At 64.0% G+C, this 14603-nt stretch carries 10 protein-coding genes, 1 pseudogene and 1 riboswitch; of the genes and pseudogenes, 5 read left to right on the top strand and 6 right to left on the bottom strand.

Going from position 1 to position 14603, the window contains the following annotated elements:
- Window position 1: 1 nt before the first annotated feature.
- The gene (locus ACN0S5_RS01715; RefSeq protein WP_417205353.1) at window positions 2-2254 is read right to left on the bottom strand and encodes an ATP-binding protein; all 2253 of its coding nucleotides are present in this window, start codon (window positions 2252-2254) and stop codon (window positions 2-4) included.
- 151 nt (window positions 2255-2405) lie between these two features.
- Window positions 2406-3557 carry an RsmB/NOP family class I SAM-dependent RNA methyltransferase gene (locus ACN0S5_RS01710; protein ID WP_417205351.1) on the bottom strand — a complete coding sequence of 384 codons (1152 nt, stop codon included), beginning with the start codon at window positions 3555-3557 and terminating at the stop codon, window positions 2406-2408.
- 255 nt (window positions 3558-3812) lie between these two features.
- Here ACN0S5_RS01710 and ACN0S5_RS01705 point away from each other — a divergent pair, with 255 nt between their 5' ends.
- Both ACN0S5_RS01705 and ACN0S5_RS01700 read left to right on the top strand, forming a co-directional pair.
- Complete coding sequence (locus ACN0S5_RS01705) at window positions 3813-3998, top strand: hypothetical protein (protein WP_417205350.1); 186 nt, start codon at window positions 3813-3815, stop codon at window positions 3996-3998.
- Between the two features lie 24 nt (window positions 3999-4022).
- A complete protein-coding gene (locus ACN0S5_RS01700; RefSeq protein WP_417205349.1) occupies window positions 4023-4835 on the top strand; it encodes an NAD-dependent epimerase/dehydratase family protein in 813 nt (270 codons plus the stop codon).
- Window positions 4836-5267: 432 nt separating this feature from the next.
- Here the strand turns inward: ACN0S5_RS01700 and guaB are convergent, their stop codons facing one another.
- The 3 genes from guaB to ACN0S5_RS01685 form a co-directional block, all read right to left on the bottom strand.
- Window positions 5268-6716: an IMP dehydrogenase gene (guaB, locus tag ACN0S5_RS01695; RefSeq protein ID WP_417205348.1), complete on the bottom strand. Its 1449-nt coding sequence runs from the start codon at window positions 6714-6716 to the stop codon at window positions 5268-5270.
- 83 nt (window positions 6717-6799) lie between these two features.
- A complete protein-coding gene (gene bluB, locus ACN0S5_RS01690) occupies window positions 6800-7501 on the bottom strand; it encodes a 5,6-dimethylbenzimidazole synthase (protein ID WP_417205347.1) in 702 nt (233 codons plus the stop codon).
- 40 nt (window positions 7502-7541) lie between these two features.
- Window positions 7542-7720: riboswitch (cobalamin riboswitch) on the bottom strand.
- A gap of 94 nt (window positions 7721-7814) precedes the next feature.
- Window positions 7815-9296 carry a hypothetical protein gene (locus ACN0S5_RS01685; RefSeq protein WP_417205346.1) on the bottom strand — a complete coding sequence of 494 codons (1482 nt, stop codon included), beginning with the start codon at window positions 9294-9296 and terminating at the stop codon, window positions 7815-7817.
- Window positions 9297-9610: 314 nt separating this feature from the next.
- On the opposite strand from ACN0S5_RS01685, the pseudogene ACN0S5_RS01680 reads away from it, so the two are divergent.
- From ACN0S5_RS01680 to ACN0S5_RS01670, 3 genes and pseudogenes are all read left to right on the top strand, one after another.
- Window positions 9611-9883, top strand: a pseudogene (locus ACN0S5_RS01680) (arginase family protein); the annotation flags it as partial.
- A gap of 159 nt (window positions 9884-10042) precedes the next feature.
- Entirely contained in the window at window positions 10043-11191 is a 1149-nt protein-coding gene (locus ACN0S5_RS01675) for a CaiB/BaiF CoA transferase family protein (RefSeq protein WP_417205345.1), read from the top strand.
- A gap of 109 nt (window positions 11192-11300) precedes the next feature.
- The gene (locus ACN0S5_RS01670) at window positions 11301-13340 is read left to right on the top strand and encodes an ASKHA domain-containing protein (RefSeq protein ID WP_417205344.1); all 2040 of its coding nucleotides are present in this window, start codon (window positions 11301-11303) and stop codon (window positions 13338-13340) included.
- A gap of 19 nt (window positions 13341-13359) precedes the next feature.
- Here ACN0S5_RS01670 and ACN0S5_RS01665 read toward each other — a convergent pair whose 3' ends face one another.
- Window positions 13360-14502, bottom strand: coding sequence for a fumarylacetoacetate hydrolase family protein (locus ACN0S5_RS01665; protein ID WP_417205343.1), 1143 nt, complete (start codon window positions 14500-14502; stop codon window positions 13360-13362).
- Window positions 14503-14603: the final 101 nt, after the last annotated feature.

Genomic DNA, 14603 nt, shown 5'->3' with positions numbered 1-14603 from the left:
GTCAGTTCAACTGGCGATGCACGGTTTCGGTCAGATCCGACAGCGAAAACGGCTTGGGCAGGAACACCGAATTCGGGATTTCCTCGCTTCCTTCGCCAAAGGCATCCTCGGCATAACCGGAAACGAATACCACACGGGTATCCGGCCGCCGCTCCCGCGCCTTGCGCACCCATGTCGGCCCGTCCATTCCGGGCATCACCACATCGGTCACAAAGATATCGACGGCCAGATCCTCATCATCGAGGGTACTCAGCGCATCCTCGGCGGTTTCGGCCTCGATCACGGTGTAGCCCCGCAGCCGCAACGCACGGGCGGCAAACGCGCGGACCGGGGCCTCGTCCTCGACCAGCAGAACGACACCAGAGCCCTGTTCCGGCAGCTTGCGCTCATCCTTCTGGACGGCCACCGGCGCTACCTGTCGTGGCGTTTCATAAGCCGGGAACAACAGGGTAAAACAGGTGCCCTGTCCGACCACGCTGTCGACAAAGATGAAACCGCCGGTCTGCTTGACGATGCCATAGACGGTCGACAACCCCAGCCCGGTGCCTTCGCCGGTCCGTTTGGTGGTAAAGAACGGTTCGAATACCTTTTGCAGCTTGTCCTGCGGGATACCGATGCCCTCATCGGTGACCCGAACGGAGACATAGGTGCCCGGAGCCACAACCGCGCGGTCGCGGGTCATCGGGTCGTTCAGGGTGCGCGACTCGGTCTCGACGACGATTTCGCCGCCATCAGGCATGGCGTCACGCGCATTGACGACAAGGTTCATCATGACCTGTTCCAGCTGGCGACGATCGCCGCGGACCGGTGGCAAGACGGGGTCATGTTTGAGCGTCAAACGCACCTTTTCGCCGACAAGACGATTGAGCAGATGCGCTAGATCGGACAGCGTGTCGCGCAGATCCATGATCTCTGGCTGCATCGTCTGCTTGCGCGAAAATGCCAGAAGCTGCCCAACCAGAGCCGCCGCGCGGTTGGCGTTCTGATTGATCTGCACAAGGTCGCCATAGTCCGGATCGCCCTGATCGTGACGCAGCAGCAGCAGATCGCAATGCCCGGAAATCGCAGTCAGCAAGTTGTTGAAATCATGCGCAACGCCACCGGCAAGCTGACCGATGGCCTGCATTTTCTGGCTTTGGACAAATTGCGCCTCTAGGGTCTTGAGTTCGGTGGCATCGTTCAGAACGGCGATCAGCGCGGTTTCGCCCTCTTCGATCACACGGTTGAGCGTGACCTGAACAAAAACCTCCCGATCCGCGCGGGTCAAGCGCAGAAATTCCGACCGGTGCAAACCACGACCGTCCGCGGCCTCCTGCAACCAGTCCTTGATGGCGCGGCCCAACCCCTCCATGTGTTCGGCCACATGCCCCGGATTGCCTTGACCCAGGTTCAACAATCTTCGCGCCTCGGGATTTGCGCGGACCACTTCCCCGTCCGGCGCAACCTTGAGAAGCGGCACCGGAAGCCCGTCAAAACTGCCCATGATGTCCTGTCGGCCCGCATCTTCGGCGATCGGAGACAGGACAAGTTCCTGCCGCCCGCCACCGATATCGGCGCTGTGGACCAGCACGCTTTGTCCGGCATGGCTGCCTTTGAGGCAATGCACGCCATCGGAACGCAGGGGCAGATCGGCAAAGATATCGTCAAGCCGTTTCACCCGCTGTCCCACCAGTTGGCGCGCCACCGGGTTCATGTAGAGCACCGCGCCGTTGCGCCCCAGAGAAATCACCGCCAGATCGGCCCGCGTCCGCCCCCCTGCACGCTGCGACTCATTCTCCAGCCGCCAGAGCATGAGGTCGGCATGGAACGCCCGGACATAGATGCGATAGCCTTCCGAATGGCTGGTCACATCCTCCACCGCCGCCCCGTCCCGAAGCGCCTTTTGTTGCATCCGGTAAACAATGCCTTCGGAACTGGCGAACACATCCCGCAACATTGCCGAGAGACGGCTTTCGTTCTTGCCGACAAACCGGTCACGCGCGGCCCGGTTGGTGCACAAGACCACCCCGTCACCATCGGTGAGAAAGCAAAACGCCGGCTCCGTCTCGATAAAATCGGCCAATTGCGCGATGCGCCGATGCTGTCGACCGCCGGTGATCCGATCAACCACCAGCCAGACCAGAGCCAGACACCCGAACGCCCCGGTTGCGGCCAGCGCCACCACCTCCACGGTGCGGACCGTGGCGAATTGCGACACAAGGAGGGACAGGCTGGCAAGCACGACTAGCGCCGATGCCCCCAATATGGGTGACATTCCGCCCTGACGCTTGCGCGCAATATCGATTGTCGCCTCCACGCCATCCCCCGAAATCACGAATCGTTGCCTCTGAGTATGCTCACCAAGTCCGTTAAGAGCACGTTAACCGTCCAAGGATTTCTCGTCAAAGTTGTGAGTGCAAGACGGGTTACGATCGCAGAACCGCTACAAAAAACCCGTCGCCGCCGTCGGACGGCAGAAACTGGCGCGCGACCTCCAGACGCCAATCGGGTGAGCGTTCCAGAAAGCGCCGGATCTGGTCGGCGTTTTCCTCTGCCAGCACCGAACATGTGGCGTAGGACAGGCATCCACCCGGCGCAACCAGCCGCGCGGCCCGGTCCAGTATCCCGGCCTGCGTGACGCAAAGATCCGCCAACTGCGGCGCGGTCAGCCGCCACTTGCCTTCGGGCGCGCGGCGCCACGCCCCGCTGCCGGAACAGGGCACGTCGCAGAACACCAGATCATACGCCCCCCGTGGCTCTGAAACGATCCGAACGTTTGCCCCGGCACGCTGGGCACGGGCGGGCAGGTCCGCCATGCGCCGTGGGGCCGCGTCATGGGCATCGACCCGGCCGCCGCCGAGCCGCGCCGCCATCGCCAGCGCCTTGCCGCCACCACCGGCGCAATAGTCCAGAACCGAAGACCCGGAGCCAAGCGGCAGCAGGTCCACCACCGCCTGACTGGCCGCGTCCTGCAATTCCACAGCCCCCGACAGATAGGCATCGCTGCGGGCAATGGCGCGCGCGCCTTCCGTCACCCGCAAGGCGGTCGGTGACAACGGATGAGGCTCTGCCGTGATCCCGTCTTGGGCCAACTGAGCGACGGCTTGATCAACGGTGCCCCGCAGGCTGTTGACCCGCAGGAACACCTCGGCCCGCGCGCGCAGCGCCTGCGCTGTCGCCTCGGTCGCGGCCCCCAGACTGTCGCGAAACCGCGCCGCCAGCCAATCGGGCAGGTCCAACGCCGCGTCTCCGTCGGGCGCGCGTCCTGCATCTCGTTCCGCGTCGCTCAATTCTGCCGGAGCATGCCCCTGCCCGGAAAAGATCGTTTCGGGGTCTTCGCCGCGCTGCCGTATCACCCCCAACATGCGCGACCGGCCGCTTTCGCCCCCGCCCAACACAGCCGCGGACCGCCAGCAGCGCAGCGCGTCAAACACAAGGTCGCGCACCGCCGCCCGGTCTTTGGACCCGGCGTAACGCGACGTCCTGCCCCATGTGGTCAGCACCTTTTCCGCCGGACGGCCAGCGGCAATCTGGTCGATCAATTCGATAGCGGCCTGAACACGGGCGGCAGGGGTCATGGGCGGGTCTCCGGTGCGGCAAGATCTGACCTGCCTAGCCCAGCCCACCCAATTTGACGAGAGCCAACGCTTGGCCCTTGGCGCTGAGCAACGAAAGCGGCTAGGGTCGCCGCGGAGCGAAAAGCCGGGAGAGGGTCGTGGGCATTTCGATAGACTGTCGCGTCGACAGCCAATGCGCTTTCGGCGCGGGGGCACCTGCGGCCTTGCGGGCACAGTTTTTTGGGCGGCCTTGCACCGTGCAAGCACGGGCCGGGCATGTATGTCACCGACGACGTCCGCAAGCCCGGCAACACCTGCGATTGCTACGATGTTCCCGGCATACCACGTGACCACCCCGGCAAAGGCCGCGCGCCCCGCACCGACCAGCCGCAGGCCAACGGGTTCAATGCCATCACAGACTTTGGTACGCAGGGCCTTCTCCAAACCCGCATTGCCAACTGACGGACCAGACACAAAGGATTTCCCATGCACCCGACCTCCAAGCTGAACCGCCTCCTGATCACCGGAGCCGCCGGCGGACTGGGCCATGCCCTGCGCTCGCGCCTCACCCATCTGGCGGACAAGATCCGGCTGTCGGACGTCGCGGACATGGGCGACGCCGCCCCGCATGAGGAAATCGTGCCCTGCGATCTTGGCGACAAGGCCGCGGTCGAGGCATTGGTCGAAGGCTGTGACGGCATTGTGCATTTCGGCGGAAAATCTATCGAAGGCACATGGGAGGTGATCCGCAACGCCAATATCGACGGGGTCTACAACCTGTACGAAGCGGCCCGCAAACACGGCAAGCCGCGCATCGTCTTTGCCTCGTCCAACCACGCCATCGGGTTTTACCGGCAGGATCAGGTTATCGACAATACGGTCTACCCGCAGCCCGACGGGCTATACGGTGTCTCCAAGGTCTTTGGCGAGATGATGGCATCGGCCTATTGGAACAAGTTCGGACAAGAAACGGCGGTGGTGCGGATCGGCTCTTCTTTCGATGAGCCGAAATCGCACCGGATGCTGTCCTCATGGATGTCCTACGGCGATTTTGTCTCATTGATCGAACGGGTTTTCGACGTGCCCCATCTGGGGTGCCCGGTGATCTACGGGGTCTCCGACAATGACAGCGTCTGGTGGGACAATACCAAGGTTGCCTGGCTGGGCTGGCGTCCTCAGGACAACTCCGAGGCCTATCGCGGCAAACTGGACCAATCGGAAGCCAAGTTTCCGGCCGATGCGCCGGATGTGGTCTATCAGGGCGGCGCCTTTACCGCCGATGGCATCCACCAAGAGTGACCCGCCTGAACCAGTTGAATCCTGCAATAAATCAGCAGGTTGAGACCCAGGTCTAATCCCGCCTGTCAACGGCACACAGGCCTGTCCTGCCCCACCGGCGCAGACCGCTCCCCAAGTGTCTGTTCCCCGGAGCCATCCCTCGCTGATGCCGAAAAGAGGCGACTGGCTCCGGCCTGCAAGGGTGCGCAGCACCGCGCATCGCGCGGCTTGCCCTTGCGGGGCGGTGCCGGTTGTCTCAGGCATCATCAGGCGAGGGATGGCTTCGGGGAACAGGCACGGGCGTGTTCGCGGGTGAATCCCGAAGCGTCGAACGCGCCAAGGGCGCGCCCTGCCAACCGGAGCCGAATAAAGGGTTGGTGGGCGGGCGATGGGACCGGCACGGGCCCGAGTCCCGTCCCCAACCCATGCAGCCCGCTCCATCGCCGTCCCTGATCACCCGATCCGGTAGTTCGGCGATTCCCGCGTGATTTCCACGTCGTGGACGTGGCTTTCCTTCAATCCCGCGCCGGTGATCCGCACAAAATTGCAATTGCGGCGCATCTCTTCGACCGTGGCGCAGCCAGTGTAGCCCATCGCCGCCCGCAGGCCGCCCACCAGCTGGTGGATCACCGTGCCCGCCGGACCTTTGTAGGGCACCTGCCCCTCGATCCCTTCGGGCACCAGTTTGTCACTGGCGGCATCCTTCTGGAAATACCGGTCGGCCGATCCGCGCGCCATGGCCCCCAGCGACCCCATCCCGCGATAGGCCTTGTAGCTGCGGCCCTGATACAGGATCACCTCACCCGGACTTTCATCGGTGCCCGCGATCATGCTGCCAACCATGGCACAGCTAGCCCCCGCGGCAATGGCCTTGGCGAAGTCGCCCGAAAACTTGATGCCGCCGTCGGCGATCACCGGCACGTCGCCCGCCGCGCGCGCGCAATCCATGATCGCAGTCAGTTGCGGCACGCCGACCCCCGCGACCATCCGCGTGGTGCAGATCGACCCCGGACCAATCCCCACCTTGATCGCGTCGGCCCCCGCGCCGATCAGCGCCTTGGCCGCCTCGGCGGTGGCGACGTTGCCCGCAATCACCTGCACCTGATTTGACAACAGTTTGGCACGTTCGACAGCTTCCAGCACGCCCGCCGAATGGCCATGCGCCGTGTCCACCACGATGATGTCCACCTGCGCATCCACCAGCGCCTGAGACCGTTCGTACCCGCTGTCACCGACGCCGGTTGCCGCCGCCACCCGCAGCCGCCCCAGCCCGTCCTTGCAGGCCGTCGGGTTCAGCACCGCCTGTTCGGTGTCTTTCAGGGTCAGCAACCCGGTCAGCTTGCCCGTCGCATCCGTCACCAACAGCTTTTCGATGCGCCGCGCCTTCATCAGGTTGATGGCTTCCTGTCGGTCAGCGGGTTCGGTCAGAATGGCAAGGTTGTCGCGGGTCATCATTGCCTGAACAGTGGTCGCGTCATTTTCGGCAAAGCGCATGTCGCGATTGGTGACGATGCCCACAACTCGGTGATTTTCGTCGATCACCGGAAAGCCGGTAAAGCCGTACCGTTCTGTCAGCATTCGCGCGTCGCCCAACGTCTGGTTGGGGCGCAGGGTCACCGGGTTGTAGACGATGCCGCTTTCAAAGCGTTTGACCCGGCGCACTTCGCGGGCCTGTACCTCGATGCCAAGGTTTTTGTGGATCACCCCCATGCCGCCCGCCTGTGCCATGGTGATGGCCATGCGGCTTTCGGTGACCGTGTCCATTGCGGAACTCAGCAGCGGGATATTGAGGGCGATGGATTTGGTGACCTGCGTGCGCGTGTCAGCGGTGGACGGCAACACGCTTGAGGCCGCGGGAACAAGCAGAACGTCATCGAAGGTCAGAGCCTCGCGAATCTCCATGGGGGCACTCCTTGGGAGGGATCGGTTGGCGCGTCCCTATCGCATGGGCGACGGGGAAAGGAAAGCCCGCGCGGCGCACCACGTTACCTCACGTCCGTTTCAGGGCCCTCGCCACGCCAGCGGTCCTCCATGATCAGACTGTCCAGTGCCAGCCGCCGACGCCATCCGCGCGCCTGCAATTCCGGCTGGCCAAAGGCCTCTTCGATGTGTCCGACACATAGATAGGCCACCACTTCGACCGTTTCCGGCAGATCCAGAAGGCCGCGCATATCCTCTTGTCGAAAGATGCTGACCCAGCCAACGCCCAGCCCCTCGGCCCGCGCCGCCAGCCAGAGGTTCTGCACCGCGCAAACCGTTGAATACAGGTCCATGTCCCGGTTGTGGGTGCGCCCCAGAACCACCTTTCCGCCGCGCGCGCGGTCGCAGGTGACAGCGATGTTCAGCGGGGCTTTCAGGATGCCCTCCAGCTTCAACGCGGCGTATTGGGCGCGCTTTTCGCCCTGAAACATCGCCTGCGCCTCGGCATTGGCCGCCTCAAAGGCCCGGTGCACCGCCTGTCGCCGCGCGGCATCGCGGATCAGGATGAAATTCCACGGCTGCATGAACCCGACAGAGGGCGCGGCATGGGCGGCCTCCAGCACCCGGCGCAACATGTCGGGGGCCACCGGGTCGGGCAGGAATTCATTGCGCACGTCCCGGCGCGCATTGATGACATCATACAGCGCCCGACGCTCGGTCGGGGTGAACTGGCGCGCCCTTTCGGGCGCGATGGCGGGTTGGGTCATGGATGGCCTCGCAAGTGACAGCGATCAGACGCGGTCCAGGCGTCGATCCATGTCGTCAGGCCGGTCTTCTGGCTTGGGATCTGCCGAAACGCACACCTTCCCGGAGAACCCCAGTGGCACAAGTCCGTTTCGTCCCCGTTACAGCGGCGGGCCCGCGCTGGAGTTTCACCAGCTTCCCGATTCTCCCCGTGGCGGGGCACCTGACAGCGGGCAGAGTGCGTTGGAAACCGTGCCTCGACAACCCACGATCCGCAGGTCCAAACGCAAAACAGGCGCCCGCAAGCGCCTGTTCCTGTTTCAAAGCCGCAAAAGGTCAGTCTTTCTTCTCATCCATCGCCTTGATCGCATCCCCGATTGCCTCAACCGACCAGGCGAAATCAACATCCAGCGCCGTGTCGAACACCCAGAAGTCACGCGGCACATAGAAATTGGCCGCGTAGTTCGACCCGCGTCCACCCCAGGCCGCAAGGCCGTGGCAGGTCATGCAGTTGGTCTGGATACCCATGTCGGTGGTCGTGGTTGTCCACGCGCCCTTGCCGTCCGGCGTCTGCACCGTCTCCATGATCGAGATGACCGGCGTGCCGAACCCCGCCTCCAGATAGGGATTGAAGGCGGTGACCAGCGCGCCGACGTTTTTGCCACCCACCAGCGGCTGCGCGGGCACCAGCATCGAATAGGCCGGGGCCATGGCGTAATGCGCCGCCTGGGTGGTCAGCGTATCGGGACGCGCCGCGGCGATGGCTGCGCTGGAGGGGGTGTTGGGATGCGCGGCATCCGCCTCCCACCAGAAGGTCTGCCATGTCCATTGCGTCGTCTCGCGTGAGGTGACGTGCATCGCCACCAGCAGCGCAATCGCCGGGCCATCGCCGCCAATCTCTTGCGTCTCGCCCGTCGCGTTGTTGACAAAGGTCGCACCCGCGTTCTTCAGATCAACGGCAATGAAGTCATCGACCGAATAGATATTGCCCTCACCCGGACTTTTGCAGTTCACGTCCACGCCGGTCGAGGTGGTTGGCCCCTTCAGATCCATGTCGACGTAAACGCATTGCTGCCAGAGCGTCTCGGGGTAGCCGCCCTTTTTCATGTCGGGGGTCCAGTTGGCGAGGTCGGGAATGCCCGGCCATGCGGGAAAGGCGTAGAGCTTGCGCGTTCTGCCGTCGGCATCGGTCCAATCGGTCAGCCGGTCGTTGGTGATCAGCTTGTAGACCGGTTTGACGTTCACGGAATCGTCGGGGAACTGCACCCTGTCGCCATCCGCCAGCAGCCGGTCCAGAACCTCGGGTTTGCCGGTGCCGGTTTCCAGCAGATACGCCGCCGACGGCGGGCTGTAGGCCACGTTCTCCAGTACATCGGTGTTCACAAGAATTCCGGCGGCATTGGTCGTCGGTTCGGTGCCGTCCTTCTTTTCAGAGGCGGCGTTGGCCAAAAAGCCATCCACCAGCCCGTGCCGGAACATCTGAGAGGATTCGCCCAGCTGGAACTTGTCCTGCGGGTCCTTGCCGGTAAAGACCGCGATGATATTCGCCTTGGTCAGCCATGTCTGATAGGTCACGCGGGCAAGCGCGCCCTCGCCGTCGACCGGCTTGGTCAATCCCGCCCAGATGCCCCAGGCATGGGCGTGAATCGCTGCCTCATTCTGCGGATCGGCGTAGATCCAGGAATTGATCTCATCCTCGGCGGTGGGGAACACGACCCCCGGTGCCGGGTCTGCCGGCATGTTCACGCCATAGTCCTGAGCCGCTGCCGCCAGTGGCAGCATGGCCAGTAACCCCGCTTTAACCCCGAAATCACGCATCCCTGTCTCCTCTTCTCAATCCATGGCAGGCTTCAAGTGACGCAAGGTTAACTAACGTAAGGGCGAAAACAAAGTCCATCAATCAACTTTTACGGTAATAACCTGCTTGACATGGCGCCGCATTTGGCGCTGCGATGTCCGCCGGACAGGCTGTGCCCAGCCTTGGAGATTGCGCAATGCGCCACGGGCCGACAGCGGCCGCCGGAACCTGCCTTTTACCGGGATCTGCACCTTTGCCCACGCGCCCTTCCAACCGGACTGAACCACGCTGAACGCCGATGCCGCCATCCTTGGCGTGCCTTTCGATGCGGGCCCCCAAGAGCGCGCCGGTCTATGTCACCATCGACATCGACGCCTTCTGTCCTTTGCGCGCGCCGGGAACAGGCACGCCCAGCCACGGCGGATTTCCGCACGACGAGGTCCTAGAGCTTCTGCAATTCGTCACCCGGACGCCCCCCGTTGTCGGCATCGACCTTGTCGAGGTCGCGCCCGACTATGCCGCGACAGGCAGCACGTCGATCCTTGCGGCGCAGCTTTTGGTGAACATGCCGGGCTTTGTTTGTCACGACGGATTGCCTCGTCCCTAGACGGCTGCCCTCTGTTTCGGCACAACGTCGCATGATCGCTCCGACAGACCCGCATCATCGGCGGAGCGGCGCGGACCGCGATGCAGACCCCTTGCCGTTACCGCCCTGTCACGATTGTGTGGTCAGAGGCCTCACGTTACTCAGAACTGGACCCCGCCCATGACCGCCCCCCTTGCCGGATATGTCATCCTCGACCTGACGCATGTGCTGGCCGGGCCGTTCTGCACCATGTCCCTGTCCGACATGGGCGCGCAGATCATCAAGGTCGAGGCCCCCCGGACCGGCGACGACACCCGGACCTTTCCGCCCTTCAAGGACGGCAAGTCCGCCTATTTCGCGGCGCTCAATCACGGCAAGAAAAGCATCGCGCTGAACCTCAAGGGCGATGAGGATCGGGCGATTTTTGAACGTCTGTTGGGCCGGGCGGATGTGATTGTCGAAAACTTCCGCCCCGGCGTGATGGAGCGGTTGGGCTATGGCTGGCAGGATCTGCACGCCGCCTTTCCGCGGCTGGTCTACGGGGCCGTGTCGGGCTTTGGCCACACGGGACCGGATTCGAAACGCCCCGCCTATGACATGGTGGTGCAGGCGCGCGGCGGCGTGATGTCGATCACCGGCGAAAAGAACCGCGAGCCGGTGCGCGTCGGCGCGTCGATCGGCGATATCGTGGCGGGCATGTTCCTCAGCCAGGGCATCCTTGCCGCCCTGCTGGACCGTGACCGCAGCGGAGTCGGTCGCAAGATCGATGTGTCGATGCTGGACAGCCAGTTGGCGATCCTTGAACACGCCGTCGCCCTGACCACCGTCACCGGCAAGGCGCCAGGACCGTCCGGCGCGCGTCACCCGTCGGTCACCCCGTTCGAGACGTTCCACGCCAGCGACGGGCTGTTTGTGATCGCCGCAGGCAACGACCGGCTGTTTGAAAAGCTGTGCATCGCGCTCAACCTGCCGATCTCGGACGATCCGCGTTTTGCCACCAACCCGGCGCGCTGCGAACACGCGCGCCTGCTGAAACGGTTGATCGAGGCGGTGACGCTGGACAACACCCGCGCCTACTGGATCTCGCGGCTGACCGCCGCCGGCATCCCGACCGGGCCTATTCAGGACGTGGCGCAAGTGTTGAAAGACCCGCAGATCATCGCGCGCAACATGGTGGTGGACGTGCTGGATAAGAATGGTCGCCAAGCCTACAAGGCCGCCGGAAACCCGATCAAGATGAGCGATGCGCCCGACCCGACGACACGCGGCCCGGCCCCCGATCTGGATGGCAACCGGGGGGAAATCCTGCGCTGGCTGGAGCAAGGCTAGACCGCGGCCCGCGCCATGCCGTTTTCGACCGGTATTCTGACGCCGCACCGCCTTTCCATCCCCGCGACAGACGCTATGGTCCCGGCCAGCACCCGACAGAGGCAGAAACATGGCGCAAGACCCCCTCGTGATCTTCACCCCATCCGGCAAGCGTGGCCGCTTTCCCGCTGGAACCCCCGTCCTGACCGCCGCCCGCCAGTTGGGCGTCGATCTCGATTCAGTCTGTGGCGGGCGGGGCATCTGCTCAAAATGCCAGATCACCCCGTCTTATGGCGATTTCCCCAAACACGGCGTTCATGTGGAACAGAACGCGCTGTCGGACTGGAACAAGGTCGAGGCCCGCTATGACGAGAAACGCGGGCTGAAAGCGGGCCGCCGTCTGGGATGTCAGGCCACCGTGCAGGGCGACGTGGTGATCGACGTGCCGCCCGAAAGTCAGGTCCACCGTCAGGTCGTACGCAAGGCCGCCACGGCCCGCGTGATCGAGATGGACCCGGCCACGCGGCTTTACTATGTCGAGGTTCAGGAACCCGACATGCACGAACCGACCGGTGATCTGGAACGCGTCGCCCGCGCACTGGCATCGCAGTGGGATATCCCAGAGATATCCACAGAGTTTTCCACACTCGCCAAATTGCAACCTATTCTGCGGAAAGGTGGTTGGAAAATCACCGTGGCCTTGCACAAAGACGATCACGACGCCGTGCCGCGCCTCGTCGCGGCATGGCCCGGCCTGCATGAGGGCGGGATTTTCGGCCTTGCCATCGACCTCGGCTCGACCACCATCGCCGCGCATCTGACCGATCTGGAAACCGGCGAGGTCAAGGCCTCGTCCGGGATCATGAACCCGCAGATCCGCTTTGGCGAAGACCTGATGAGCCGCGTGTCCTACGCGATGATGAACCCCGGCGGCGACGTCGAGATGACCCGCGCGGTGCGCGAGGCGCTGGACACATTGGCGCGCGAAATCGCCGCCGAAGCCGGGATTGACCCCAGCCTGATCCTTGAGACCGTCTTTGTCTGCAACCCGGTGATGCACCACCTGCTGCTGGGCATCGACCCGGTGGAACTGGGACAAGCGCCCTTTGCGCTGGCCACATCGAACGCGATGACGCTGACCGCCCGCGATCTGGAACTGATGAGCCTGCCCGCCTCCGCGCAAATCTATATCCTGCCCTGCATCGCGGGCCATGTGGGGGCCGACGCCGCCGCCGTGGCATTGTCCGAGGAACCGGGAAAATCCAAGGACTTGGCGCTCATTGTTGATGTCGGGACCAATGCCGAGATCCTGCTGGGCGATACCACCCGCGTGCTGGCCTGTTCCTCGCCGACCGGCCCCGCCTTTGAGGGCGCGCAGATCAGTTCCGGCCAGCGCGCCGCCCCCGGCGCGATTGAGGCGATCCGCATAGATCCGGTGACAAAAGAACCGCGTTTCCGCGTGATCGGGTGCGAAAAGTGGTCGGACGAAGAGGGCTTTGCCGAGGAAACCGCCGCGTCGGGCATCACCGGCATTTGCGGCTCCGGCATCATCGAGGCGGTGGCGGAACTGCGCACCGCTGGCCTGATGGACCCCTCCGGCCTGATCGGCGGTCCCGACAAGACCGGCACGGATCGTTGTTTCCCCGAGGGGCGCACCTATTCCTATCTGGTTTACGATGCCAGTGAAGAAGGCGGGCCACGGATTACTGTCACCCAAGGCGATATTCGCGCCATCCAACTGGCAAAATCCGCACTGTATGCCGGTGCCCGCCTGTTGATGGACACGCGTGGCGTCGACAAGGTGGACCGCGTTGTGCTGGCGGGTGCATTCGGGGCGCATATCTCACCGCTGCACGCCATGGTGCTGGGCATGATCCCCGATGTACCGCTGGACAAGGTCACCAGTGCGGGCAACGCCGCAGGCACCGGGGCGCGGATCGCGCTGTGCAACCTTGCAGCCCGGCGCGAGATTGAGCGCGTGGTGCGCGAGATCACCAAGGTCGAAACCGCCATCGAGCCGCGGTTTCAGGAACATTTCGTCGCCGCCAACGCGATCCCGCACGCGACGGACCCGTTTCCGGAGTTGAAAAAACTCGTCAACCTGCCGCAGGTCAGTTTCAACACCGGCGGCGACGACCGAGGCGGACGGCGGCGGCGCAAACGCGTCTGACCCGCCTGCGCCGGGCTGCCTAAAGCAGCCCGCGCGCCGCCAGATTGCGCATCAGCGCACTGGTGCCAAATGTCCACGGCGGGCATTCGGTCGACAGCCTTACGGTATTGGCCAGTCTGCCCAAGGCGGGTTCCGAAATTTCGACCACATCGCCCAGTTTATGGGTAAACCCCTCACCCGGTACATCGCGGTCCTCGGTCGGGGCAAACAGCGTGCCCAGCATCAGGAAAAACCCGTCAGGGTACTGGTGATGCGCGCCACAGGTCTGCGCCACCAGATCCTCCGGGTCGCGGCTGATCTGGGACATGCTGCTGCGCCCGTTCAGAACGTAGCCATCGGTGCCCGTCACGGTCAGCGTCAGTTCCGCGTTGCGCACATCTTCCAGCCCATAGCTGTCGTCGAACAGCCGCAGCATCGGCCCGACCGCGCAAGACGCGTTGTTGTCCTTCGCCTTCCCCAGCAGCAGCGCCGAGCGCCCCTCGACGTCACGCAGGTTCACGTCGTTGCCCAGCGTCGCACCCTTGATCCGCCCGCCGCTGTCACAGGCCAGCACGATCTCCGGCTCCGGGTTGTTCCATGTGGAAATCGGATGCAGCCCGACACTGGCGCCAAAGCCCACCGCCGCCATCGGCTGCGCCTTGGAGAACACCTCGGCATAGGGACCGATGCCCACCTCAAGATACTGCGACCAGACGCCATCGGCGATCAGAACCTCCTTGAGTTTCAGCGCCTTGTCGGACCCCGGCTGCACGTCGCGCAGGCTGTCGCCCAGAATGGCGGTACAGCGTTCACGGATCGCCAGCGCGCGCGCCGGATCGCCCTTGGCCTGCTCCTCGATCACCCGTTCCAGCATGGAGGACACAAAGGTCACGCCGCAGGCCTTGACCGGTTGCAGGTCGCACGGGGCCAGCAGATACACACCATTGGGTGCTTCGGTTGACGCCTCGGCCAGCGCCTCCAGCGGTCCGAGGTTTTCGCCCGGTGCCGCAGCGGCGAAACTGGCCGCATCGTCGCGGTCCAGCAACGCCTGCATGGTCGGCACCTCTGGGCAGGTGATATCCACGGCCTCGGCCCCTCGCCGGACAATCAGCGCTGGACCGTTGCGATCAGGCCGCCAGGCGCGGCCGACAAAAATGCCCGTCGCGGGCAAAGCGAGCGTCATGATTAGGTTCCTCCCGAGGTGTTTTCTGATTTTCCCAGAGGTCTAGAGCATATCCCCGGCGGGCGGAACAGGCTCGGAGAGTTCTTGACGACGCGCCGAGG

This window comes from Antarctobacter sp. (assembly GCF_048262615.1).
Classification (GTDB): domain Bacteria; phylum Pseudomonadota; class Alphaproteobacteria; order Rhodobacterales; family Rhodobacteraceae; genus Antarctobacter.
This window is presented reverse-complemented; position numbering and strand designations above follow the sequence as displayed.